At 72.1% G+C, this 23,418-nt stretch carries 28 protein-coding genes; 12 read left to right on the top strand and 16 right to left on the bottom strand.

Annotated features, from left to right (window positions below; all coding sequences use genetic code 11):
- Position 1 precedes the first annotated feature (1 nt).
- The 3 genes from kdpA to ABT158_RS22195 all read right to left on the bottom strand — a co-directional run bounded on the left by kdpA (position 2) and on the right by ABT158_RS22195 (position 2,692).
- A complete protein-coding gene (gene kdpA, locus ABT158_RS22205; RefSeq protein ID WP_352356120.1) occupies positions 2-1,663 on the bottom strand; it encodes a potassium-transporting ATPase subunit KdpA in 1,662 nt (553 codons plus the stop codon).
- Positions 1,663-1,752, bottom strand: coding sequence for a K(+)-transporting ATPase subunit F (kdpF, locus tag ABT158_RS22200; RefSeq protein ID WP_352356118.1), 90 nt, complete (start codon positions 1,750-1,752; stop codon positions 1,663-1,665). The genes kdpA and kdpF overlap by 1 nt, the downstream gene beginning before the upstream one ends.
- 262 nt (positions 1,753-2,014) lie before the next feature.
- Positions 2,015-2,692: a GbsR/MarR family transcriptional regulator gene (locus ABT158_RS22195; protein WP_352356116.1), complete on the bottom strand. Its 678-nt coding sequence runs from the start codon at positions 2,690-2,692 to the stop codon at positions 2,015-2,017.
- Between the two features lie 149 nt (positions 2,693-2,841).
- On the opposite strand from ABT158_RS22195, the gene ABT158_RS22190 reads away from it, so the two are divergent.
- Both ABT158_RS22190 and ABT158_RS22185 read left to right on the top strand, forming a co-directional pair.
- A complete protein-coding gene (locus ABT158_RS22190) occupies positions 2,842-3,786 on the top strand; it encodes an ATP-binding cassette domain-containing protein (protein ID WP_352356114.1) in 945 nt (314 codons plus the stop codon).
- Complete coding sequence (locus ABT158_RS22185; RefSeq protein ID WP_352356112.1) at positions 3,783-4,541, top strand: ABC transporter permease; 759 nt, start codon at positions 3,783-3,785, stop codon at positions 4,539-4,541. The genes ABT158_RS22190 and ABT158_RS22185 overlap by 4 nt, the downstream gene beginning before the upstream one ends.
- On the opposite strand, the gene ABT158_RS22180 is transcribed toward ABT158_RS22185, so the two are convergent.
- The 10 genes from ABT158_RS22180 to ABT158_RS22135 all read right to left on the bottom strand — a co-directional run bounded on the left by ABT158_RS22180 (position 4,529) and on the right by ABT158_RS22135 (position 10,771).
- Positions 4,529-4,867, bottom strand: a complete 339-nt coding sequence (locus tag ABT158_RS22180) for a DUF1048 domain-containing protein (RefSeq protein ID WP_352356110.1) — start codon at positions 4,865-4,867, stop codon at positions 4,529-4,531. The genes ABT158_RS22185 and ABT158_RS22180 overlap by 13 nt on opposite strands.
- Position 4,868: 1 nt before the next feature.
- The gene (locus tag ABT158_RS22175) at positions 4,869-5,225 is read right to left on the bottom strand and encodes a DUF1048 domain-containing protein (RefSeq protein ID WP_352356108.1); all 357 of its coding nucleotides are present in this window, start codon (positions 5,223-5,225) and stop codon (positions 4,869-4,871) included.
- A complete protein-coding gene (locus tag ABT158_RS22170; RefSeq protein WP_352356106.1) occupies positions 5,222-5,548 on the bottom strand; it encodes a PadR family transcriptional regulator in 327 nt (108 codons plus the stop codon). Before ABT158_RS22170 ends, ABT158_RS22175 begins: the two co-directional genes overlap by 4 nt.
- Positions 5,549-5,630: 82 nt before the next feature.
- Complete coding sequence (locus tag ABT158_RS22165) at positions 5,631-6,059, bottom strand: YbaB/EbfC family nucleoid-associated protein (protein WP_352356104.1); 429 nt, start codon at positions 6,057-6,059, stop codon at positions 5,631-5,633.
- Between the two features lie 5 nt (positions 6,060-6,064).
- Entirely contained in the window at positions 6,065-6,937 is an 873-nt protein-coding gene (locus ABT158_RS22160; RefSeq protein WP_352356102.1) for a hypothetical protein, read from the bottom strand.
- A complete protein-coding gene (locus ABT158_RS22155) occupies positions 6,934-7,257 on the bottom strand; it encodes a hypothetical protein (RefSeq protein WP_352356100.1) in 324 nt (107 codons plus the stop codon). Before ABT158_RS22155 ends, ABT158_RS22160 begins: the two co-directional genes overlap by 4 nt.
- A gap of 97 nt (positions 7,258-7,354) precedes the next feature.
- Entirely contained in the window at positions 7,355-7,966 is a 612-nt protein-coding gene (locus tag ABT158_RS22150) for a DUF1707 SHOCT-like domain-containing protein (RefSeq protein ID WP_352356098.1), read from the bottom strand.
- Between the two features lie 48 nt (positions 7,967-8,014).
- Entirely contained in the window at positions 8,015-9,223 is a 1,209-nt protein-coding gene (locus ABT158_RS22145; RefSeq protein ID WP_352356096.1) for a cytochrome P450, read from the bottom strand.
- Positions 9,224-9,233: 10 nt separating this feature from the next.
- Positions 9,234-9,995 carry an ABC transporter permease gene (locus tag ABT158_RS22140; RefSeq protein WP_352356094.1) on the bottom strand — a complete coding sequence of 254 codons (762 nt, stop codon included), beginning with the start codon at positions 9,993-9,995 and terminating at the stop codon, positions 9,234-9,236.
- 11 nt (positions 9,996-10,006) lie between these two features.
- On the bottom strand, positions 10,007-10,771 hold the full coding sequence (locus ABT158_RS22135; protein ID WP_352356092.1) for an ABC transporter ATP-binding protein: 765 nt from the start codon (positions 10,769-10,771) through the stop codon (positions 10,007-10,009).
- Between the two features lie 367 nt (positions 10,772-11,138).
- Here ABT158_RS22135 and ABT158_RS22130 point away from each other — a divergent pair, with 367 nt between their 5' ends.
- Positions 11,139-11,390, top strand: a complete 252-nt coding sequence (locus ABT158_RS22130) for a hypothetical protein (protein WP_352356090.1) — start codon at positions 11,139-11,141, stop codon at positions 11,388-11,390.
- A 102-nt stretch (positions 11,391-11,492) separates the two neighbouring features.
- Positions 11,493-12,956, top strand: coding sequence for an LCP family protein (locus ABT158_RS22125; RefSeq protein ID WP_352356088.1), 1,464 nt, complete (start codon positions 11,493-11,495; stop codon positions 12,954-12,956).
- A 1-nt stretch (position 12,957) separates the two neighbouring features.
- Here ABT158_RS22125 and ABT158_RS22120 read toward each other — a convergent pair whose 3' ends face one another.
- Positions 12,958-14,193: a serine hydrolase domain-containing protein gene (locus ABT158_RS22120; RefSeq protein WP_352356086.1), complete on the bottom strand. Its 1,236-nt coding sequence runs from the start codon at positions 14,191-14,193 to the stop codon at positions 12,958-12,960.
- An 83-nt stretch (positions 14,194-14,276) separates the two neighbouring features.
- Here ABT158_RS22120 and ABT158_RS22115 point away from each other — a divergent pair, with 83 nt between their 5' ends.
- From ABT158_RS22115 to ABT158_RS22095, 5 genes are all read left to right on the top strand, one after another.
- Positions 14,277-14,552, top strand: a complete 276-nt coding sequence (locus ABT158_RS22115; RefSeq protein ID WP_502911561.1) for a helix-turn-helix domain-containing protein — start codon at positions 14,277-14,279, stop codon at positions 14,550-14,552.
- Between the two features lie 43 nt (positions 14,553-14,595).
- Positions 14,596-15,225, top strand: a complete 630-nt coding sequence (locus ABT158_RS22110; RefSeq protein ID WP_352356084.1) for a TetR/AcrR family transcriptional regulator — start codon at positions 14,596-14,598, stop codon at positions 15,223-15,225.
- Positions 15,222-16,844 carry an AMP-binding protein gene (locus ABT158_RS22105; RefSeq protein ID WP_352356082.1) on the top strand — a complete coding sequence of 541 codons (1,623 nt, stop codon included), beginning with the start codon at positions 15,222-15,224 and terminating at the stop codon, positions 16,842-16,844. The genes ABT158_RS22110 and ABT158_RS22105 overlap by 4 nt, the downstream gene beginning before the upstream one ends.
- Positions 16,841-17,629, top strand: coding sequence for an enoyl-CoA hydratase/isomerase family protein (locus tag ABT158_RS22100; RefSeq protein ID WP_352356080.1), 789 nt, complete (start codon positions 16,841-16,843; stop codon positions 17,627-17,629). The genes ABT158_RS22105 and ABT158_RS22100 overlap by 4 nt, the downstream gene beginning before the upstream one ends.
- Before the next feature lie 205 nt (positions 17,630-17,834).
- Positions 17,835-19,178 carry an amino acid permease gene (locus ABT158_RS22095; protein WP_352356078.1) on the top strand — a complete coding sequence of 448 codons (1,344 nt, stop codon included), beginning with the start codon at positions 17,835-17,837 and terminating at the stop codon, positions 19,176-19,178.
- A 130-nt stretch (positions 19,179-19,308) separates the two neighbouring features.
- On the opposite strand, the gene ABT158_RS22090 is transcribed toward ABT158_RS22095, so the two are convergent.
- Both ABT158_RS22090 and ABT158_RS22085 read right to left on the bottom strand, forming a co-directional pair.
- A complete protein-coding gene (locus tag ABT158_RS22090) occupies positions 19,309-20,097 on the bottom strand; it encodes an SDR family oxidoreductase (RefSeq protein ID WP_352356076.1) in 789 nt (262 codons plus the stop codon).
- A 23-nt stretch (positions 20,098-20,120) separates the two neighbouring features.
- Entirely contained in the window at positions 20,121-20,735 is a 615-nt protein-coding gene (locus ABT158_RS22085) for a TetR/AcrR family transcriptional regulator (protein WP_352356074.1), read from the bottom strand.
- Between the two features lie 95 nt (positions 20,736-20,830).
- Here ABT158_RS22085 and ABT158_RS22080 point away from each other — a divergent pair, with 95 nt between their 5' ends.
- From ABT158_RS22080 to ABT158_RS22070, 3 genes are read left to right on the top strand one after another with little or no spacing between them, the layout of a single operon-like run.
- Positions 20,831-21,136: a hypothetical protein gene (locus ABT158_RS22080; RefSeq protein ID WP_352356072.1), complete on the top strand. Its 306-nt coding sequence runs from the start codon at positions 20,831-20,833 to the stop codon at positions 21,134-21,136.
- Complete coding sequence (locus ABT158_RS22075) at positions 21,136-21,477, top strand: ArsR/SmtB family transcription factor (RefSeq protein ID WP_352327141.1); 342 nt, start codon at positions 21,136-21,138, stop codon at positions 21,475-21,477. The genes ABT158_RS22080 and ABT158_RS22075 overlap by 1 nt, the downstream gene beginning before the upstream one ends.
- Complete coding sequence (locus ABT158_RS22070) at positions 21,474-23,168, top strand: SulP family inorganic anion transporter (protein WP_352356069.1); 1,695 nt, start codon at positions 21,474-21,476, stop codon at positions 23,166-23,168. Before ABT158_RS22075 ends, ABT158_RS22070 begins: the two co-directional genes overlap by 4 nt.
- Positions 23,169-23,418: the final 250 nt, after the last annotated feature.

Genomic DNA, 23,418 nt, shown 5'->3' with positions numbered 1-23,418 from the left:
GTCAGGACAGTCCTTCTGCGATCGGGCCGAGCGCGAGTGCCGGGAGGAAGGTGAGGGCGACGAGGACGACCGTCACGCCGACGACCAGGCCGACGAACTGCGGCCGGTGCGTGGGCAGCGTGCCGGCGCCCTCGGGGACGGGCGACTGCGCCGCCAGCGAACCGGCCAGGGCCAGCACCAGGATGATCGGCAGGAACCGGCCGAAGGCCATGCACAGGCCGAGCGCCACGTCGTACCAGGGGGTGTTGACGGTGAGGCCGGCGAAGGCCGAGCCGTTGTTGTTGGAGGCGCTGGTGAAGGCGTACAGGACCTCCGACAGGCCGTGCGGGCCGCCGTTCAGCATGCTCGCGCGCCGCTCCGCCGAGCCCATCGCGCAGGCCGTGCCGACCAGCACCAGGGCCGGGGTGACCAGGAAGTACAGGGAGGCGAGCTTGATCTCCCGGGCGCCGATGCGCTTGCCCAGGTACTCGGGGGTGCGGCCGACCATCAGGCCCGCCACGAACACCGTGATCACGGCGAGGATCAGCATGCCGTACAGGCCCGAGCCGACGCCGCCGGGCGCGACCTCGCCGAGCATCATGTTGACCATCGTCATCATGCCGCCGAAGGGCGTGTAGGAGTCGTGGAAGGAGTTCACCGCCCCGGTGCTCGTGAGGGTGGTCGAGGCGGCGAAGGTGGCCGAGTTCGAGACACCGAAGCGCAGCTCCTTGCCCTCCATCGCCGCACCTGCCGCCTGCGGCACGGTGGCGTTCCCGGACAGCTCGAAGACGTTGGTGAGCAGGACGCTCGCCAGGGCCAGCACGCCCATCACCGCGAGGATCGCGTACCCCTGCCGGACCTGGCCGACCAGCCGGCCGAAGGTGCGGGTGAGCGAGAACGGGATCACCAGGATCAGGAAGATCTCGAACCAGTTCGTCCAGCTCGTGGCGTTCTCGAACGGGTGGGCCGAGTTGGCGTTGTAGAAGCCGCCGCCGTTGGTGCCCAGCTCCTTGATGACCTCCTGGGAGGCGACCGGGCCGCCGGTGACGCCCTGCGTGCCGCCGGTCAGCGTGGTCACCTCGTGCACGCCGGCGAAGTTCTGCACCAGGCCGCCCGCCACCAGCACCAGCGCGCCGACGAAGGCGATCGGCAGCAGGATGCGCAGGGTGCCGCGGACCAGGTCCACCCAGAAGTTGCCGATCGTGCCGGACCTGCGCCGGGCGAACCCGCGGACCAGGGCCACCGCGACCGCCATGCCGACGGCCGCGGAGACGAAGTTCTGCACGGCCAGGGCGGCCATCTGGGTCAGGTGGCCCATCGTGGACTCGCCCGAGTACGCCTGCCAGTTGGTGTTGGTGACGAAGCTGATCGCGGTGTTCCAGGCGATGTGGCCGGTGACTGGCTCCATGCCGAGGCTCAGCGGCAGCTTGTCCTGCAGGCGCTGGAGGCCGTACACGACCAGGACCGAGATCACCGAGAAGGCCAGCACGCTGCGGGCGTAGACCGGCCAGCTCTGCTCGGTGTCGGCCCGCACCCCGAGCAGGCGGTAGACGCCGCGCTCGACGACGTTGTGCCGGGCCGTGGAGTAGACGCGGTGCATGTAGTCGCCGAACGGCTTGTGCACCAGGGCCAGCGCCGCGATCAGGGAGACGATGAAGATCATTCCGGCCAGGGTCGTACTCATCAGAACCGCTCCGGGAACAGCAGGGCCGCGATCATGAAGATCACAAGACCGGCGACCACGATGAGACCAGTGGCGTTGACGGCGCTCACAGCCGTTCCACCGCCCTCACGACCAGCCCGAAGACCACGAAGATCGCGATCGTCAGGGCGACGAAGATGACGTCGGCCATCCCCACTCCTCAGTTCGATGATGAGACCGCGGCCGCCCCTCGACGGGCGGCCGCAGGTCCAGCAAACGCCGGAAAATGGGGTGTTTTGCCGTTCTTGACGGTTTCCATACGGCCGTGGCCCGAATCTTGACGGCCTCCCTACGCGGCTCGTGCCGGAGCCCGCGCCCCCATGGGGCAACCGGTCACGGCAGGAGGTCGCGCCAGCGTTCGGCCGACGCCAGGGCGTCCAGGCTGATCCGCTCCAGGAACGCGCCGCCCTTGGCCAGGCGCCGGCCGGCGGGTGTGTCGAGCCCGAGCGTCTGCCCGGCTGCCTTGGCGACCTCCGCCGCCGCGAGCGTCTGCCGCGCGCTGATCACCGTCGAGTGGTACCAGGCGTCGTCGTCCACCACGTAGACGTCGCGCCGTCGTTGCGGGTCGCGTTCGCGCCTGATCAGGCCCTGCTGGGTCAGGTAGCCCACCGCCGTGGAGATCGAGGCGGGGCTCACCTTCAGCCCGCGCGCCAGCTCGGCCGCGGTGAGCCGGCCGTCCTCGCTCAGCCACAGGCCGATGAGCACGCGCGCCACCATCTTCGGCAGGCCCATCGCGACCGCCATCTCGACGGCTCCCTCCTCCGCCTCGAAGACCTCGCGGCCCCGGGGCTCGGCCGGACGAGCGGGGGCGCCGCGCCGCGCCCGCCGCGCCGTCGCCTGGTGCGCCCGCTCGGGACGGTAGTCGCCGGGGCCGCCGTTGCGGCCGACCTCACGGCTGATCGTCGAGGTCGGCCGGTCGAGCCGCCTGGCGATCTCGGCGTAGGAGCGGCCTTCGGCGAGACCGGTCGCGATGCGCCTGCGGTCGTGCAGGGTCAATCTTCCTTCTGCCACGACCTCACTATTGCGTTCGGCCGCACACAATGCAACGTTTCATTGCATTCAGCTTCAGCGTCAAGGTACCAATTTATCGCCTCTGAGCTGGGCTTACATATTGCTGATGATTGACACAATTTCTGAAGGCAACGTAGCTTTCAATTGTGATGAACACGTACTATCGCGACGAGTCCTTCGTCTCGGTGACGGGGCTGCGCAAGTCCTACGGCGCCCACCGCGTCCTGGACGGCATCGACCTGTCCATCCCCCAGGGCACCGTCTTCTCGCTGCTCGGCCCCAACGGCGCGGGCAAGACCACCACGGTGCAGATCCTGTCCACCCTGATCAAGGCCGACGCCGGCGAGCTCCGGGTCGCCGGGCACGACCTGTCCAGGGAGCCCGACAAGGTGCGGGCCGCGATCGGCGTCACCGGCCAGTTCTCCGCGGTCGACGGCCTCCTGACCGGCGAGGAGAACCTGCGGCTCATGGCCGACCTGCTGCACCTCGGCCGCGCCGAGGGCCGCCGCCGAGCCGCCGAACTGCTGGAGCGCTTCGACCTCACCGACGCCGCGGCCAAGCCCGCGGCCGCCTACTCGGGCGGCATGCGCCGCCGGCTCGACCTCGCCATGACCATGGTCGGCACGCCCAGGCTCATCTTCCTCGACGAACCCACCACGGGCCTGGACCCGCGCAGCCGCCGCACGATGTGGCAGATCGTCCGGGACCTCGTCCGGCAGGACGGCGTGACCATCTTCCTGACCACCCAGTACCTGGAGGAGGCCGACGAGCTCGCCGACCGCATCGCGCTGCTCAGCCAGGGCCGGCTGGTGGCCGAGGGCACCCCTGAGGAGCTCAAGCGCATGGTCCCCGGCGGCCACGTCGTCGTGCGCCTCGCCGACCCCGACGGCTACCGCAGAGCGGTCTCGCTGGTGGGGGCGGGCTCGCACGACGAGGAGTCCCTGACGGTGCAGATCCCCGACACCGGCGTCGGCGCGTTACGCGAGCTCCTGGAGCTGCTGGACGCGCAGGCCGTCGACGTCGCCGAACTGTCGATGCACACGCCCGGCCTGGACGACGTCTTCCTGGCCCTGACCGAGGAGTCCGCACGATGAGAGCGATCACCGACTCGGCGACGATGCTGCGCCGCCAGATCAGGCACATGTGGCGTTACCCCACGCTGATCCTCACCTACGCGGGCGTCCCGGTGGTGTTCCTGCTGCTGTTCGTCTACGTCCTCGGGGGCATCATGGGCGCCGGGATCGGCGGCGACCGCGCCGCCTACGTCGCCTACATCACTCCCGGCATCCTGATCATGACGATCGCCAGCGCCGCGCAGGGAACCGCGATCGCGGTGGCGATGGACATGACCGAGGGCATCGTCGCCCGGTTCAAGACCATGGCCATCGCCCGCGTCTCGGTCCTGACCGGGCACGTGCTCGGCGCGCTCGTGCAGAACTTCACCGCGATCGCCGCCGTGACGCTGACGGCCCTGCTGATCGGCTTCCGTCCCGCCGCCTCCGCGCTGGACTGGCTCGGGGTGGTGGGCGTGCTGGCCATGTTCACCTTCGCCATCACCTGGCTGTCGGCCGCGCTGGGCATGGTCACCAAGAACGTGGCCACGGCCAGCAACCTGCCGATGCCGCTGATGCTGCTGCCGTTCCTGGGCAGCGGCGTGGTGCCGCCGGAGTCGATGCCGGGCCCGTTGCGCTGGTTCGCCGAACACCAGCCGTTCACGCCGGTCATCGAGACCCTGCGCGCGCTGCTGGCCGGGCGGCCGGCGGGGCCCAGCCTCGCGGCGGCGGCACTCTGGAGCGCGGCCATCGCGCTGGGCGGGTACCTGTGGGCCCGCAGGCTCTACAACCGGTGAGGTTTCTCCTTGCTGCCGGTCTTCTCGCTGACGGACTCCTGGTAGAGGTCGGCGTAGGTGCGGGAGTCCTTGATCAGGTCGTCGGCGAAGGCGGCGACGTCCTCGCCGATGAGTTCCAGGACTCCCTTGCCGGCCGCGACGCCCTCCTCGAAGAAGTCGACGATGCCCGGCAGCAGGGACCCGTCGGTCAGCCCGACCGGCCCCACCTTGAAGAAGTACCGCTGTATCTCCTTGTAGACGATCTGGTAGTCGGGCGGCAGCGCCTTGACCCGCGCCAGGTGCGCCCGCCACTGCTTCTTGCCCTCGATGATGTCCTGGATGCCCACGTCAGCCTCCCAGCCGGCCCAGCTTCTTCGCGACGTTCCTGTTCAGCTGCTCGCGCCACCGGTCGCGGAAGTTGCGGCCTCCCGCCTCGCCGGCCAGGGCCGCGCAGAACCCCGGGATGTCGTCGCCCAGCACCTCGTGGATGTTCTGCCCGTCGGCCGCCGTCTCCTCCAGCAGCCCCAGAACGCCGTCGAAGATCGGCATCAGGTTCCGGCCGGTGAAGTCCCCGTAGAGGAAGAGGTGGCCTTTGATCTGTTCCCACGCCGCCCGGTGGTCGGCCGGCAGTGCCGCGGCCCGGGCTTCGAACGCCTTGTAGTCCCTGGTGAGATCGCTGCCGGTGATGGTCTCCCAGAAGCTCATTTCCCGCCCTCCTTGAGCTTGTCGATCCGGGATGTGATGTACGCCCATTTCGCCCAGAACGTCGCCAGTTCCGCGCGTCCCGCGTCGTTGAGCGCGTAGAACTTGCGCGGCGGCCCCTGCTCGGACGGTCGTTTCGTCACCTGGACGAGCCCGTTCTTCTCCAGTCGCAGCAGGATGGTGTAGACCGTCCCCTCGACGACGTCGGCGAAGCCCAGGTCGTTCAGCCGGCGCGTGATGGCGTACCCGTAGGTCTCTTCGCTGCCGATGATTTCCAGCACGCAGCCTTCAAGCGTGCCCTTCAGCATCTCCGTCAGATTGTCCATGGTGGCTCTTCTTCCGCCCCCTTCCGAAGTACTCGGTGGTACCAAGTACTGCTATACAGTACCACAGAGTAGAGCCTGAGGGTCAGGGGCGCAGCAGGCCGCGTACCCGGTCGATCGTCGCCTCGGCCTGCTCCAGGTTCGCCAGCAGGGCGCCGGTCGAGTCGCGCAGCCGGGCGGCGACGAGCCCGCGGCCGGTCAGGAGCGCGTCGCCCGCGCCCAGGAACTCCGCCAGCCTGGCCCGCTCCTCGGCCTCGGCCTGCCGCCTGGCCTGGTGGATCAGGCCGAGGACGGTCTCGGCCAGGCGCGCCGACTCCATGCGCATCGCCCGCGGGTCCAGCCGCAAATCCTGGACGCCGGACGCGCAGCTGTACTCGACGCTCACCCAGCCGTCCGGGGATTCGGCCCGGGCCGTGGCGGTCTCGCCGGGGAGCCGGCTCAGTCTGCTGAAAAGGTGGTCGGCGTCGGCCGCGAGCCGTTCGGGGTCGAGGCCGAGTGCCTGCTCGAAGTCCATGGCGGTCACTCCCAGGGGAACGAGTAGGAGCCGTCGGCGGCCTGCGCAGGCACGTACCGGCCGGTGATCGTCTGGCTGCCGGACGCGACGTCGTCGAGCGCCTTGGCGCCCGCCGCCTGCGGGACACCCTGGGGGAGTGGGCCGCCGGTGCCCTTGCGGCGGCCGGTGAGGCCGTGCGCGGTCAGGTCCCGTTCGATCCGGTTCGCGGTGCCCCAGACCAGCAGCGGGCCCTGGGCGAAGGTGGCGGCGGCGAGGTCGCGCAGCCCGCCGCCGTCGCCGCGGGCCGCCTTGGCGCCCGCGTCCACGGCCACCGCCGCGGACAGGGCGGCGGCGCAGCCGTGCAGCAGCGTGTCGAGCAGCGACTCCACCGCCCGGTAGTTCTCGTACAGGCCGGTCAGGCAGCGGGTGGCCGCGGTCCGGGCGGTGACCAGGCTGAGCGGCGTGAGCGCGGCGGTCAGCACCCAGAGCGCCAGCGCGGCCATGGCCGCGGCCACCAGGAACTGGTACAGGATCATCGCGACGAGCGCGGCGCCGACGGTGCGCAGGACGAGGGCGGTGACGACCGCGCGGATCTCGATCGAGCGCAGGCCGGCCAGGTAGGCGTCCATGCGGCGGTCGAAGGCCCGGCCGTCCGCGCTCCGCCAGCTCGTCGTGGCCACCTCGCCGACCAGCGCCTCGACGTTCAGCCGGGTGGCCGCCACGTCGTCGTGCACGGCCAGCCAGGTGTCCGCGCCGTCGAAGAACGCCTGGGGGTCGTACTGGTGGACGTACATCCTGCCGACGAACGGCCAGGCGGCGGGCACGCCGAGCGCGGACAGCGTCACCGCCGCGCCCGCGCCCGCCATGAGGGCGTCGCGGGCCAGCTCGGCGGCGTTCACCGCAGCCTCACGGCGGCGGCGGTCTCGGCGTCCTGCCAGGTGGCGACCGAGGTGTCCAGGTCGTCCTGGACGCGTGCGGTGTCGTCGAGGTGGCGGCGCACCTCGGTCATCGTGAGGGCCTCGACCTCGTTGTAGGCCAGCGCCAGCGAGTAGGTGAACGAGGTGAACGCCGACTCGGCCACGGTCAGCGACACCAGCTTGGGCAGCACCTCGTCCAGCCGCCTGGCCGCCTCGGGCAGGCGCGATCGCATCTCCCTGAGCCGGGACCGGTCGATCTCGATCTCGTGCGGGCCGGAGGGTGTCCATGGATTCATCGGCATGCGGGGCTCTCGTCCGTGCGGGAATGATCTGTCCAGCCTGTCCCGCCGGGGCGTGAACCGCCGCAATCCTGACGAAATCCCTACGCGCCGCGCCGCGTCACCGCCGTGTCGCCTGCCGGCGGACGTCGAGCCGGCCGTGCCGCATGCGGCCGGTCAGGCGGACCCGCAACACCTCCGGCGTGTCGTCCTCGGGTGCCCTGCTGATCGCCAGCGTGCCGTGCCGTACCGAGAGCTCGTCGCTCTCCAGCACCATGCCCGGCGCCAGGACCAGCTCCACGCTGCCGCCGCTCACCCGCAACTCGATGATCAGCTCGGGCGCGCCGCGCACCGCGCTGGTCAGGTCCAGCAGCACGTCGCTCCACGCGGTGCGCACCGCCAGCCGGTGCGGCAACGTCCAGCGGCCGTCGCGGCGCACCGAGCCGTGCCTCTCCTTGATGGTGAGCAGTTCGGCGGCCGGAGCCCCGGCCGGCGGCGGCGCGAGCGCGCCGTGGCCGCCCGGACCCGCGACCAGGTCGGTGACGAGCGGGGCCAGCGCGTTCACGGTGCGGGCGGACAACGCCGCCTCCAGCCGCTCCTCGAATTCGGCCAGGTCGAGCCGGCCCTCGGCGACGGCCGTCCGCAGCAGTTCGGTGACGCGGTCGCGGTCCGCGTCGGAGGCCCGCAGCGCCGGTGAGGAGGGCATCACGGGACCCGCCGGGAGGTCTGCCATGGGGTGGTTCCTCTCTGGAGCTCAGGGATCGGCGCTGCCGGGGCGGGGTCAGGCGTCCCAGGTGACGGGGAGGCTCTTGACGCCGTAGATGTCGGCGAGCTCCGGCCGCAGGGCGACCTGGTCGGCCGGTACGGCCAGGCGCAGCGTGGGGAAGCGGTTGAGCAGCGCGGGGAAGGCGACGCGCATCTCGACGCGGGCGAGCTGCTGGCCCAGGCACTGGTGGATGCCGTGGCTGAAGGCCAGGTGGCCGCCGTCCTGCCGGCGCAGGTCGAGGGTGTGGGGGTCGGGGAAACGTTCGGGGTCGCGGTTGGCGGTGTTGAGGGACAGCAGGACCATCGTGCCGGCCTTGACGGTCTGGCCGGCCAGCTCGACGTCCTCCAGGGCGACCCGGTAGAACTGCTTGGCGACGGACAGGTACCGCAGCAGCTCCTCGACGGCCTGGTCGGCGAGCGTGGGGTCGGCGCGCAGCGCGGCGAGCTGGTCCGGGTTCTGCAGCAGGGCGAAGGTGCCGAGGGCCAGCATGTTGGCGGTGGTGTCGAACCCGGCCGACAGCAGGATCAGGGCCATGCCCTGCAGCTCCTCGTCGGTCAGGTCGCTGTCGAGCAGGTCGCTGAGCACGTCGTCGGTCGGGTGGGCGCGCTTGGCGGCCACGAGTTCGGCCAGGTACTGCTGGGTGGCGAGGTAGGCGGCGATCAGTTCCTCGTCACTGGCCTCGCCGCCGAGGAACTTGTCGATGTTCTCCTGGAAGCGGTCCCGGTCCTCGTACGGCACGCCCAGCAGTTCGCAGATGACGATGGCGGGGATGGGCTTGGCGAACGCCGTCACCAGGTCGGCGGTGGGGCCGGCCTGCTCCATGGCGTCCAGGTGTTCGGCGGTGATCTGCTCGACGCGCTCGGTCAGCAGCCGCATCCGGCGGACGGTGAACTTGCCGACCAGCGGCTTGCGGTAGCGGCTGTGCTGCGGGTCGTCCATGAGCAGGAACTCGCCGGGCGGGGCCGGGGGCACCTCGATGTCGCCGTAGTCGATCGTCGGGTGGTGGCTCATGAGCTCCTTGCGGGAGCTGAAGCGGGGGTCGGCCAGGATCGAGCGGGCCAGGTCGTAGCCGGTGACCAGCCAGCCCTGGTGTCCGTCGGCGAAGGGGAAGCGGCTGATGGGGCCGTGCTCGCGGGCCTCGATGAGCTCCTTCGGCGGGTCGAACGGGCAGCCGGGACGGCGCTCGGCGGGCATTGGCGTGACGGTGTGGAGGGAGTCGGTCATGTTCGTCCTTTCAGGAGATCTTGCGGCGGTAGGTGTTCATGGCGAAGACGTAGGCGACGACCAGGATGCCGACGCACCAGGCGAGGGCGATCCAGATGTCGTTGCCGACGGGCTGCTCGGCGAACAGGGCGCGGACGGCGTTGACGATGGAGGTCACCGGCTGGTTCTCGGCGAAGACGCGCACCACGGTGGGCATGGTGTCGGTGGGCACGAACGCCGAGCTGAGGAACGGCAGGAAGATGAGCGGGTAGGAGAACGCGCTCGCGCCTTCCATGGTCTTGGCCGACAGGCCGGGGATGACGGCGATCCAGGTCAGCGCCAGGGTGAACAGGACCAGGATGCCCGCGACCGACAGCCACGCCGACAGGCCCGCGCTGGAGCGGAAGCCCATGAGCAGGGCGACGAGCATCACGACCGCCAGCGAGACCAGGTTGGCGACCAGCGAGGTCAGCACGTGCGCCCACAACACGGCCGAGCGTGCGGTCGGCATGGACTGGAACCGTTCGAAGATGCCGCCCTTCATGTCCATGAACAGCCGGTAGGCGGTGTAGGCGATGCCGGAGGCGACCGTGATGAGCAGGATGCCGGGCAGCATGTAGTTCACATACGAGTCCGACCCCGTCCTGATCGCGCCGCCGAACACGTAGACGAACATCAGCATCATGGCGATCGGCATGATCGCGGTCGTGACGATGGTGTCCGGGCTGCGGGAGATGTGCCGCAGGGACCGTCCCAGCAGGACGGTGGTGTCACCGAAGAAGTGCTTGCTCATCGTGGGGGTCCTTAGGCTTTCGTGCCGACGAGGGTGAGGAAGACGTCCTCCAGGGTCGGCTGCTTCTCGACGTACTCGACCTTGGCGGGCGGGAGGAGTTGCTTGAGCTCGGCGAGGGTGCCGTTGACGATGATCCGGCCCTCGTGCAGGATCGCGATCCGGTCCGCGAGCTGCTCGGCCTCGTCCAGGTACTGGGTGGTGAGCAGCACGGTGGTGCCCTGGGCGGCGAGCTCCTTGACGGCCTGCCACACCTCGATGCGCGCCTGGGGGTCGAGGCCGGTGGTCGGCTCGTCGAGGAAGATGACCGGCGGGTCGCCGATGAGGCTCATCGCGATGTCGAGGCGGCGGCGCATGCCGCCCGAGTACGTCGCCGCCTTCCGGCCGCCCGCGTCGGTCAGCGAGAACCGTTCGAGCAGGTCGTCGGCGATCTTGCCGGGGTTCTTCAGGTGTCGCAGCCGGGCGACGAGCACGAGGTTCTCCCGTCCGCTGAGGATCTCGTCCACGGCGGCGAACTGGCCGGTGAGGCTGATGGACTCGCGCACCCGGGCGGCCTGCCCGGCGACGTCGAGGCCGTTGACGCTCGCTGTGCCGGCGTCGGCCTTGAGCAGCGTGGCCAGGATCTTCACCAGCGTGGTCTTGCCCGCGCCGTTCGAGCCGAGCAGGGCGAAGATGCTGCCCCGCGCCACCTCGAAGTCCACGCCGCGCAGCACGTGGAGTTCCTTGTACGACTTCTCCAGGCCGCGCACCTGGATCGCCGGAGCTTGTTGTGTCGTCATCTCTTGGCCCTGTCTTCTCTTCCGGGGGGTCTCGCCGTCGGCGCAACTACTTAGTGGTGCTGACTACCAGCTATATAGTGCCACGAAGTACTGGTATCTAGCAACACCGGATAGCTCTGACCGCCGCGCTGTTCATGGGGTTCACCTTCGCGGGCCGCGCTGACACCGCGCCGACGTCGCGCTGACACGGCACAGCCCCGCTCTGACGCCGTCAGGGGCGGCGGAATGAAGCTTTCATCGCCCGCGGGACGTTCGCCCTGGTCGCCGGGGCCGTGCGCGGGCCGATATTGCGGCGGGGACGAGCCCTGTCGTGCAATTCACGGTGATCGCTTCTCACGCAATCCGACCCTTGATGAGGGGAGAGCCGATGCGTCGCGCAATCACCGCCCTGACGCTTGCCGCGGTCACCACCCTGGCGCCCGTCCTGGCCATGAGCACGCCGGCGGACGCCACGTCCACGCTCCAGGTCGTCTACACCGGCCTGCCGTACGACATCTGCGTCTCCTTCGGCCAGTCGGGCCAGCAGAACGGGCGCTGGCAGACCTGGTGGTGCAGCACGCACTACCCGCAGAGCTACCCGGGCTCCACCACCTACGACCTGTGGGCGTACGTGGACTGACGCCCTTCTTCCGCATATTCCGCCGGATAAGTTGCGTACATGGGCAATCAGCCCCGAACCTATGATCTCGGGGGACGTACCACATAGAGATCATGAGGGCGGATGGGCACCAAACGGGGCGCGGGGGCAGCCATCGGCTGGGCAGCGCTGTCGATCGTCATTCCGGGCGCGGCCCATCTGCGGGCCGGGTACCGCCTGCTCGGGCTGGCGCTGCTGGGGCTGTTCCTGGCCGCGGGCGTGGCGGTGGCCCTCGTCGTGGCCTCGGCGGGTGGGCTGGCCATGGCGACCCAGGCCGCCTGGGCCTCGGCGATCACCGGTGGCGCCATCGGCGTCGGCGTCGCGTGGGGGCTGCTGGTGGTCGCCTCCTACACCGTGCTGCGGCCGCGGCGGCGGCTGGTCTGGTCCGACGGCGTGGCGCTGCTGCTGGTCGCGGCCGTCGTGTCGCCGTTCGTGGTGGCCTCGCAGACGGTGTCGGAGGTCGACGCCACGCTGACCGACGTGTTCAACGCCCCCGAGCCCACCCCCATCGACCACGCCGACCCGTGGGCCGGCCGGACGAGGGTGAACATCCTGCTGCTCGGCGGCGACGGCGCGCGCGGCCGCAACGGGACGAGCATCCGCACCGACAGCGTCAACGTCGCCAGCATCGACGTCAGGACCGGCGACACCGTGCTGTTCGCGCTGCCCAGGGAGATGGAGAACGCGCCCTTCCCCCGGGGGAGCGTGATGGGCCGGCTGTTCCCGCCGCCCAAGGGCTTCTACATCGCCGGGGCCGGACGGGAGTCGGAGGACCTGCTGAACGGCGTCTGGGCCTACGCCGACACCCACCCCGCGCTGTTCCGCAACTCGCCCACCCGGGCCCCCGACGCCGTCAAGGGCGCGGTCGGCGAGATCCTCGGCCTCAAGATCGACTACTACGTGCTGGTCAACATGTGGGGCGTGGCCCGGCTGATCGACGCGCTCGGCGGCGTGCGCATCCACGTCGAGCAGGACATCTGCTACGGCGTGGGCCGCAGCGACGGCGGCGTGATCAAGGCGGGCACCCGCCGGCTGAACGGCAACGACGCGCTCTGGTACGGCAGGGCCCGCGACCACGACGGCTCCAGCTGCGCCGGAGGCGACAACCACACCCGGATGCGCCGCCAGCACTGCGTCATCTCCGCCATGCTCGACCAGCTCGACCCGGCCAACGTGCTGCTGAAGTTCAAGCAGCTGGCCGGCGCGGCCCGGCAGACGTTCCGGACCGACATCCCGCGCGGGCTGCTGCAGGACCTGGTGCCGCTGGCCGACAAGGTCAAGGGCGCCCGGGTGGGGACGTTGTCGATCGTCCCGCCGCGCTACAACCCGGCCTACCCGGACTTCCCGCGCATCCGGGCCGACGTCCGCAAGGCCATCCTCCGCTCGCACCGCGCGCCCGCCACCGTCGCCGCGGGCACGCCGTCCGCCCAGCCGTCGAGCACGCCGTCGACCACGCCGTCGAGCACGCCGTCCGGCCGGCCGTCCGGCACGCCCACCAGGACGGCGATGGCGTCGTCGGGGAAGCTGGCCGACTCCTGCGTGGCCTGAGCTACGGGCGCGCGCAGGGGCCGGTGGGCGCCTTGCCGAGGCTCACCCGCAGGGCGTTCTCGATGAACTCGCTGCTCTGCTTCTTGGACACCGTCTCCGCCTGGGTGAGGGTGCCGGTCATCGCCAGCCGCTGCTTCGGCACGTAGATCTGGAACGCGCCGAAGAAGCCGCTGTGCCCGTAGACGGCATCGCCCGTCGCGGTCAGCCGGGCGATGCCCAGCCCGTACGGCGACCCGGCCTTGACGCTCTGCGGGGTGCTGCGCAACATCGTCCGCAGCGTCGCCGGGTTCTTGAAGACCTTGCCCTCGAACAGGCCGCGCATGAACCGGTTGAGGTCGGCCCCGGTGGAGACCAGGCCGCCGCCGCCGAAGGTGTCGAACGTCGGGTTGTGGTGGTAGGTGTCGCGCTCGCCGAGGTAGTTGTGGGCGCGCGGGCCGCGGTGCGGCTCCCACCACTCCAGGTACGTGCGGTCCATCTTCAGCGGCTCCAGCAGCAACGACCGGTACAGCCGGTGCAGCGGCTCGCGGCCGGCCTTCTCGATGACCATCCCGGCCAGGACGTAGCCCGTGTCGGAGTAGTGGTAGCCCTTGGCGGGAGCGAAGTAGGGCTTGCCCGACCGAAGCGCCCAGTCCACCAGTTCCAGCGGTTTCCAGGTCTTGTCCGGATGGTCGAGCACGTACTGGAACCACTTCTCGTCCCCCACGTAGTCGTACAGACCGGCGGTGTGGTCGAGGAGCTGCCGGACGGTGATCCGCGGCCCGTACGGGATGCGCGCGACCAGCTTGCGGTCCAGGTATTCGCTGATGGGGGCGTCCAGGCGCAGGTCGCCGCGTTCGGCGAGGCGGAGCGCGACGGCCGCGGTCATCGTCTTGGTGACGCTGGCCGCGCGGAAGGCGTCGGAGCTGCGCAGGGCGCGTCCGCCCAGCTCGTACACGCCGGCCGCGCCGTCGAAGGCCCGGCCGGGGCCGGTCACGGTGAGGATCGCGCCGGGCACGGGCGGCTTGACGACGTCGTCCAGCAGGCAACGGAGCTGCTCGTCGGTGGCGTCCGTGGCGTGCACGGCGTGCATGGCGTGCATGGCGTGCGCGGCGTCGGTGGCGGTCCGGGCCGCGGTGGCGGGGACGTGCGCCGTCCGGGCGTGGGCCGGGACGGCGAGGCCGCCGCCGAGCACCACGCCGGCCAGGACGGCGCCGAGCAGGCAGGTTTTCTGGGCATGGTGATGATTTTTTGACCGCATGGCCAGGATTTAATCCAGATGGTATGAGTGAGACAAGAGGTTCGCCCGGATCTTGCGGTTTCCCGCACCGAGGAGGTGCCGCCATGCCCGACCCCGGCTGGGACGAGTCCCTGCTGCCCCGCGAGCGCGAGGTGCTCGCCCTGATGGCCGAGGGCTGGTCCAACACCGGCATCGCCGACCAGCTGTACGTGTCGCTGAGCGCGGTGGAGAAGCACGTCACCGCGGTGTTCGCCAAACTCGGCCTGCCCGCGTCGGCGGCCGGCAACCGCCGGGTGCTGGCGGTGCTGCACTACCTCGCGGCGACCGGCCGGCCCGGGGAACGGCCGGGCGAGGGGTGGGGGAAACCGCACAGTCGGTGAGCGGGGCTTGCCGTGCGCCGTCCGCCGGGCTTGAATCCTGGCCATGCGGTCAAAAATCGATCAGGACGGCCAGAAGAAGGCCTCGTTCATCGAGGAGGCCCGGCGGCGGCAGATCGTGGAGGGCGCCATCTCCACCATCGCCACCGCCGGGCTGCCCCAGGCGTCGCTGGCCCGGATCGCCCAGGACGTCGGCGTCAGCAGGGGCGTGATCTCCTACCACTTCGCCGGCCGGGACGAACTGATCCAGCAGGTCGTCAACGCCCTGTTCACCGAGACGAACCGGTTCATCAAGGCTCGGGTGGACCGGGCGCCGGACGCCCCGCACCGGCTGCGCGCCTTCATCGAGGCGAGCTTCGAGTTCATGGCGGCCAACCGCGCCAACTTCGTCGCGCTGGTGGACATCTGGGGCAGCTTCGGATCGCCCGAGGCCAAGCGCCGGTTCAACGCCGACATGTACGACCCGTGCCGCCACCACCTGGAAGGCATCCTGCGGCGCGGCCAGGACAGCGGCGACTTCCGCGACTTCTCGCCGCGCACGCTGGCCGCCACCGTCCAGGGCGCGATCGACGGCGTCATGCTCCAGTGGGTCTTCGACGAGGAGGCCGTCGACCTGGCCGACTGCGCCGCCGAGCTGACGACGATGTTCGACATGGCCACCCGGCGGCGGGCGTGACGGCCGCTTTCCCGCCGTCCGGGGGGAAAGCGGCCGGGCCGATCGCGGGCGGCCTCGGCGGGGGAGCGGCCGGGCGGATCGCCGGGGGCCTCGGCGGGCTGCTCAGGGACCGGGCCGCCGCCCACGGCGACCGGGTGCTGTTCCGCTTCGACGGAGCCGAGACCACCGTCGCGCAGGTGGAGCAGCGGACCGACCGGCTGGCGGGTGTGCTGGCCGCGCACGGCGTCCGCCGCGGCGACCGGGTCGCGGTGATGCTCGCCAACGGCGTCGGCTTCCCGGTCGCCTGGCTGGCGATCGCCAAGCTGGGCGCGGTGATCGTCCCGCTGAACCCCGGGTATCGCAGCGCCGACCTGGCCCACGTCGTCAGGGACGCCGCGCCGGTGCTGGCCCTGGCCGGCTCGGCTGCCGCGGCCGGTGCGCTGCTCGCGCTGGGCCTGGGCGAGGTCGGGCTGCTCGACGCCGCCGACGCCGGGCCCGCGCCCGAACCCGTCCCCGCGGGCGCCTTCGACGCGGGGGCCGAGAGCGCCGCCGCGTCCGGCGCCCCCGACCTGCCCGACGTCGGCTGGGACGACCTGCTCAACCTCCAGTACACCTCGGGCACCACCGGGTTCCCCAAGGGCTGCATGCTCACCCACCGCTACTGGCTGCACCTGGCCGAACTGGCGGCCGACGTCGCCGCCGTCACCCCGGACGACGTGGACCTCACCGCCCAGCCGTTCTACTACATGGACCCGCAGTGGAACACGGTGCTGTGCCTGCTGACCGGCATCCCGCTGGTGATCCTGCCGCGCTTTTCCGCCTCCGGCTTCTGGCCGTCGGTGCGCGAGCACGGCGCCACCTTCTTCTACGTCCTCGGCACGATGCCGCTGCTGCTGCTCAGGCAGCCGCCCGACCCCGAACGGGACCGGGCCCACCGCGTCCGGCTCGTCCTGTGCTCGGGCATCGCGCCCGCCCTGCACGCCGCGATCGAGGAGCGCTGGGGCGCGCCCTGGCGGGAGGCGTACGGCAGCACCGAGGCCGGGGTCGTGCTGGCCGTCCGGCCGGAGGACACCGCGTGCGTCGGCACCGGCGCCATGGGACGGCCCGTCCCCGGCAAGGAGGTCAAGATCGTCCGGGAGGACGGGTCCGACGCCCCGGACGGCGAGATCGGCGAGATCATGGTCCGCGGCCGCCCGATGCTGACCGGCTACTGGAACCGGGACGAGCCGCTGCTGCGCGACGGCTGGTACCCCATGGGCGACCTCGGCCGCCGGGACGCCCGCGGCCACTACCACCTGGTCGGACGGCTCAAGGAGATGATCCGGCGGGGCAGCGAGAACGTCGCCGCCGCCGAGGTGGAGGCGGTGCTGACCGGCCATCCGGCCGTGCGCGCCGCCGCCGTGATCCCGGTGCCCGACGAGCTGTTCGGCGAGGAGGTCAAGGCGTTCGTGCAGGTCGCCGAGCCCGTCGAGCCGCACGAGCTGGTCGACTACGTCCGGGCGCGGCTGGCCGACTTCAAGACGCCGCGGTTCGTGCAGTTCGTCGAGGCGTTCCCGATGACGCCGTCCGAACGCATCGCCAAGCACCTGCTGCCGCCCGGACGGGACGGCGCCTACGACGCCCGGGAGGCAAACCGATGAGCACCGATCTGCGGGTGCGCCGCGCCGGCTCGGCCCTGGTGGTCGCCTTCGACCGGCCCGAGGTGCTGAACGCCTTCCGGCAGCGCACCTACGGCGAACTGGTCGCCGTCCTGGACGAGGCAGCCCGCGACGACGCGGTGGGCGCGCTGGTGCTCACCGGCACCGGCCGGGCCTTCTCGGCCGGGACCGACCTGAAGGAGGCCGGCGCGCAGCTCGCCGCCGGGTCCGACGCCGACCTGGCCGAACGGATCGCCGCGCTCCAGGACCTCACCCGCCGTTTCGCCACCCACCCCAAGGTGATCATCTCGGCGGTCAACGGGATCGCGGTCGGCGTCGGCGTGGAGCTGGCCATCGCCAGCGACCTGCGGCTGGCCGGCCACGCCGCCTCGTTCGCCTTCAAGGAGGTGCACCGCGGCCTGTTCCCGAGCAACGGCGTGCTGTACTCGCTGCCCCGCCTGGTCGGCCACGGCCGCGCGGTGGACCTGCTGCTGACGGGCGAGACCGTCGGCGCCGCCGAGGCGTACCGCGCCGGGCTGGTCAGCCGGCTGGTCCCCGACGCCGACCTGCTCGACACGGCGCTGGAGCTGGCCGAACGCGTCGCCGCCGCGGCGCCCACCCCGGTACGCCTGATCAAGCAGGCCATGCGGCGGGTCTGGGAGCTGGACCTGGAAGAGGTGCTCGACCTGGAGACCGAAGGGCTGCTGGCCTGCCTGCGCGGCCAGGACGTGCTCGAAGGCGTCCGCTCCTTCGTCGAACGGCGCCCCGCCGTCTACCGCGGTCACTGACCGCGGCCACTGACCGCGGCCACTGACCGCGCCACTGAATGCGGCCACTGGCCGCGCCGCCCGTACCGCCCCCGCGATCAACCTGACCCCGGCCCGGCCATGGGCCGGGGTCCGACCTCCCCTATCCGAGAACAGCAGGGAGCCGAACGCCATGACCGGGCACGACAGCGGGGGATCGCTCCACCGCGGACTCAAACGACGCCACATGACCATGATCGGGCTCGGCGGCGTCATCAGCGCCGGCCTGTTCGTCAGCAGCGGCAAGGTGATCGCCGACACCGGCCCGGCGGCGCTGGTCGCCTACGCCCTGGGCGGCCTGATCGTCGTCCTGGTGATGCGGATGCTCGGCGAGATGGCCGCCGCCCGGCCCTCGGCGGGCTCGTTCGCCGACTACGCCCGTGCCGCACTCGGGCCGCGCGCCGGGTTCCTGGTGGGCTGGTGCTACTGGCTGTTCGCGATCGTCGCGGTCGCGTTCGAGGGCGTGGCGGGGGCCAAGCTGCTGCACTCCCTGTCCGGCGCCGTCCCCGTGCTGCCGACGGCCGTCGCGCTGCTGGCGGCGCTCACCGCGGCCAACCTGGTCTCGGTGCGGCTGTTCGGCGAGACCGAGTTCTGGCTGGCCTCGGTCAAGGTCGTGGTGATCGTGGCGTTCCTCGCCGCCGGGGCGCTGTACGTCCTGGGCCTGTGGCCGTCCGGTGGCGGCGCCGGCCTCAGCGCGCTGACCGGGCACGGCGGGTTCGCCCCCAAGGGCTGGGGAGCGGTCCTCACCGCGCTCGTCACCGTGCTGTTCTCCTACTTCGGGGCGGAGATCGTCACCATCGCGGCCGCCGAGTCGGCCGAACCCGCCAAGGAGGTCGCGCGGGCCACCCTGCGGGTGGTCTGGCGGGTGCTGATCTTCTACGTCGGCTCCGTACTGGTCATCCTGGCGGTCGTGCCGTGGAACCGCGTCCCGGCGGGGGGCGCGGACAGCCCGTTCGCGGCCGCCATCGCCGAGCTCGGCGTCCCCGGCGCGGCGACCCTGATGACGTGGGTGATCCTGGTCGCGGTCGTGTCGGTGATGAACGCCGCGCTGTACGCCGCCTCGCGCGTCCTGTGCGCGATGGCCGCCCGCGGCGACGCCCCGGCCGCGGCGGCGCGGGTGCGGGCGTCCGGGGTGCCGGCGCCCGCCCTGCTCGGCGGCGGCGCGCTCGCGCTGGCCCTGATGGCCGGCGCGTTCGCGGTCGGCGACGACGCCTTCGACCTGCTGATCAACACCGCCGGGCTGCTGGTGCTGCTGCTCTACGTCTTCGTGGCGCTCAGCCAGCTCCGGCTGCGGCGGCGCATGGAGGCCGAGTCGCCCGAGCTGCTGCGGCTGCGCATGTGGGGTTTTCCCTGGCTGAGCCGGGTGGTGGTGGCGCTGCTGGTGCTGGCGTTCGCCGCCGTGGCCTCCTCCGCCGAGGCGCTGCCGGTGGTCGGGGCGGTCGCCGTGGCCGTCGGCGGCACGCTGCTCGCCTACGAGATCAGATCCCGCCGCAAACAGCCCGCCGACGCGGTCGCCCGAACGGTGGCCTGAGCGGGGTGGCCCCGGCGGTGGCCCGAGCACCGGCCTGAGCGGTGGGCTCGTGGCCGGTCGGCGGCCCCCAGCGCCCCCAGCGCCCCCAGCGCCCCCAGCGCCCCCAGCGCCTCCAGCGCCTCCAGCGCGGTCAGCGCCAATGGAGGTCGCCGAGCAGCGCCGCCTCCGCGCCGCCGTCGGCGAAGATGATCTGGCCGGTGACGAAGCGGTTGTCCGCGCCGGTGAGCCAGCACAGGAGCTCGGCGACCCACTCCGGCCGCCCGGGGAAGCCGCCGAACGGTTGCGGCGCCGCCGCCTCCACCGCGGCCCGCACCTCCTCGCTCGCGAAGATCCAGGCGGCCGCCGGCGTGTCCACGACGCCGGACGCGACGGCGTTGAGCGCGATGCCGGCGCCCGCCCACTCCGGCGTCGGGGCGGCTCTGCGCACCCAGCGGTTCAACGCGCGCTTGGCGATCCCGTAGGCGCCGGCCGGGCCGCCGGCGGACGGGTCCGCCTCGACGAGGGCGACGGCGGCGGCCTCGTCGCCGTCCAGGCACGCCTGCATGACGCGCTCGTCGGCGGGGGCCAGCGACGACGTCGACGACACGACCACGGCCCGGGGGGCCTGACTCCGCGCCAGCAGCGGACGCAGACCTTCGAGCGTCGCGACCGCGCCGAAGTAGTTCGTCGCGAGCAGCCCGGTCCGGCCGCCCCCGGCGACGGCGAGCACCGCGTCGACGGCCCCGGCCGCGCTCACCTGGCCGACCAGCGACCGCCGGCCCTCGGGCGTGGACAGGTCGGCCCGGACGTCGGCGTCGTCGAGGTCGCAGCCGATGACCGTGGCGCCGCGCGCCCGGAGCAGGGCGGCGGTCGCGGCGCCGATGCCCGACGCCGAACCGGTGACGACGTACGTCCGCCCGGCGATCCCCTCAACTGACATCGTGTTCCCCTTCCGGACCGGTCTCAGGACTTCTCGCTCGTACTGCGGTCGAAGAGTTCGACCAGTTCCTCCGCGCAGAGGCCGGGGTCGAGCCCGGCGGCGAGGAGCGGGACGACGCTGTCGATCGACGCCCGCAGCGCCGCCGCCATGACCTGCGGGTCGAAGGGACGGAAGACGCCGGCGCGCTGCCCGTCCGTGAACAGGCCGGCCAGCCGGTCCAGCGACTCGGTGTGGTGCCGTTCCCAGACGCCTTGACCGCTGTTGAGCAGGATCTGCTGGAGCGCCCGCACCTGCGAGGAGTGGGCGGCGATGAACGCCACGTTCGCCCGGATGGCGGTGGCCAGCAGTTCGCGGGCGCCGCGCGCGGCCTCCACGGCGGGACGCACGTGGGCCTCGGCGTCGGCGGCGATCTGGTCGGCGACGGCCGCGAACAGCTCGTCCTTGCTGGAGAAGTGGTAGGTGATCAGCCGGCTGCTGCTGAGCCCGGCCTCCTTGCAGATGGCGTCGAAGGTGGTCGCCTGGTAGCCGCGCTCGCCGAGCAGGGTGATCGCGGCCCGGATGATCTGCTTCCTGCGGGCCGCGGTCGCCGCCTGATGGGGGCCGAGCGGACGGCCTTGATCGCCGTCGCTGTTATCCATACAGATAACGTTATCTAGTCAGATAACAAACGGCAATCCGTATAGAACTTGCGAATTTTCGCAATTCGTTCAACACTTATCCCGTTCAGGCAGGCGTGAAGGCAGGGGACACGGTGAGCGAGGCGTTCGCGGCGGCGATCCGGCGCCGGGTGGATGAGGCGGCCGGCGCGCTGCGCGCGGCCGAACAGGACGGCGACGCCGACGCCGCGCTGTCCGCCGCCGGCGGGCTGGACGAGGTGCTGCGGATGGCCCGCGCACACGGCGTGAACACCGACGGAAGCCCCGGCGCGAACACCGACGAAAGACCCGGCGCGGACCCCGACGGAAGCCCCGGCGTGAACACCGACGGAAGCCCCGGCGCGGACCCCGGCCCGGCGCGCGGGGGAGAGGAGGCGCGCTGATGTCCGTCCCCCTGTACGAGGCCAAGGCCGAGCTGTTCCGGCTGCTCGGCCATCCGGTGCGGATCCGCGTGCTGGAGCTGCTCCAGGACGGCCCGATGCCGGTGCGCGACCTCCTGGCCGAGATCGAGGTGGAGCCGACCGGCCTGTCGCAACATCTGGCCGTGCTGCGCCGCTCGGAGCTGGTCACCGCCCGCCGCGACGGATCGACCGTCGTGTACGCGCTGTCCGGCGGCGACGTGGCGGAACTGCTGCGCGCCGCCCGCCACCTGCTGCAGGCCAAGCTCTCCGGCCGGCACGCGCTGCTGAACGAGCTGCTCGAATCGGAGGCCGGCGAACGGTGACCTCAGTGCTCCGGGCGGGCTGGGCCCGTCTGCGCCCCGTCCTGCCCGGCCGGGCCGATCTGGCCGCGTTCGGCCGCCATCCGCGCCGCGACCTGCTGGCCGGGCTGACGGTGGCCATCGTCGCGCTGCCGCTGGCGCTCGGCTTCGGCATCTCCAGCGGGCTGGGCGCGCAGGCGGGGCTGGCCACCGCGGTGGTGGCCGGCGCGCTGGCCGCCGTCTTCGGCGGCTCGGCCCTGCAGGTGTCCGGGCCGACCGGGGCGATGACGGTGGTGCTCGTCCCGATCATGCACGCGCACGGCGCCACCGGCGTGCTGACGGTGGGGCTGCTGGCCGGGCTGCTGCTGCTCGGCCTGGCCCTGGCCCGCGCGGGCCGGTTCATGATGCTGGTGCCCGCGCCGGTGGTGGAGGGGTTCACCCTGGGCATCGCCTGTGTGATCGGCATGCAGCAGGTGCCCGCCGCGCTCGGCGTGCCCACGCCTGCGGGTGACAAGGTGCTGGCGGTGGCCTGGCAGGCGGTGCGCGACTTCGCCGCCCGTCCGAACTGGGCCGCCCTCGCCATGGCCGCGGCGGTCGCGGCGGTGATCCTGTTCGGCGGACGCCGGCGGCCCGCCGTGCCGTTCTCGCTGCTCGCCGTCGTCGCCGCCACGCTCGTCGCGGAGCTGGCGGGGTTGCCGGTGACGCGCATCGGCGCCCTGCCCGCGGGGCTGCCCGCCCCGTCCCTGGAGTTCCTGGACGTCGGCGCGCTGAGCTCCCTGGTCGCCCCCGCGTTCGCCGTGGCCGCGCTGGCCGCGCTGGAATTGTTGTTGTCGGCCGCCGTCGCCGACGGCATGAGCGTCAACCATCGGCACGACCCCGACCGCGAGCTGTTCGGCCAGGGCGTCGCCAACCTGGTCGCCCCGCTGTTCGGCGGCGTCCCGGCCACCGGCGCGATCGCCCGCACCGCCGTCAACGTGCGCGCGGGCGCGTCCTCCCGGCTGGCCGCGCTCGCGCACGCCGCGATCCTCGGCGTCATCGTGTTCACCGCCTCGGGCCTGGTCGCCCGCATCCCGCTGGCGGCCCTGGCCGGGGTGCTGCTGGCCACCGCGGCGCGGATGGTCGAGGTCGGCTCGGTGACGTCGATGCTGCGCTCCACCCGGGCCGACGCCGTCGTCCTGGCCTCGACCGCGGTCGCCACCCTCGTTCTCGACCTGGTCACGGCCGTCATCCTCGGCCTGATCGTCGCCGGGGCGCTCGCGCTGCGGGCCATCGCCAGGAACGTGCGCCTGGACACCGTGCCCCTGCAGGCCGACCTGCCCGGCGCCCACGACGCCGAGGAGCACGAGCTGCTGGCCGAGCACATCGTCGCCTACCGGCTGGACGGGCCGCTGTTCTTCGCCGCGGCGCACCGCTTCCTGCTGGAGCTGTCGGAGGTCGCCGACGTCTCGGTGGTGATCCTGCGCATGTCCCGCATCAGCACGATCGACGCCAGCGGCGTCCTGGTGCTCGGTGACGCCGTCGCCCGCCTGGAACGACGCGGCATCACCGTGTACGTCTCCGGCATCCGGGACGGCCACCACCGGCCGCTGCGCGCCCTGGGCGCGATCGCCCGCCTGGACGAGGCCGGTCAGGTGTTCGCCTCGACCCCGGAGGCCATCGCGGCGGCCCGCCGCCATCTTCACCGCACCGGCGTCCTCCCCGCCCCCATCGGCTGACGGCCGGCGAAGGCGGGGCGGGGCGCTGGCCCACGTCACGCCGGACGCGCCGCCGTTCCTCGTGGCCCACGTCGACCTCGACCCGCTGGTGCCCGTGGCCGACGCCCGGCACTTCGCCGACAGCCTGCGCCGCACCTCGGCCTCCCCCGTCGTGCACGCCGAGCTGCGCGGCGGCAACCACGCCTTCGACCTGTGCCACCCGGTCCGCTTCCAGGCGGTCGAGGGCTGCACCGCCTGGGTGAGATCACGG

Origin of the sequence: Nonomuraea sp. NPDC001636, assembly GCF_040298265.1 — a bacterium.
Classification (GTDB): Bacteria; Actinomycetota; Actinomycetes; order Streptosporangiales; family Streptosporangiaceae; genus Nonomuraea.
This window is presented reverse-complemented; position numbering and strand designations above follow the sequence as displayed.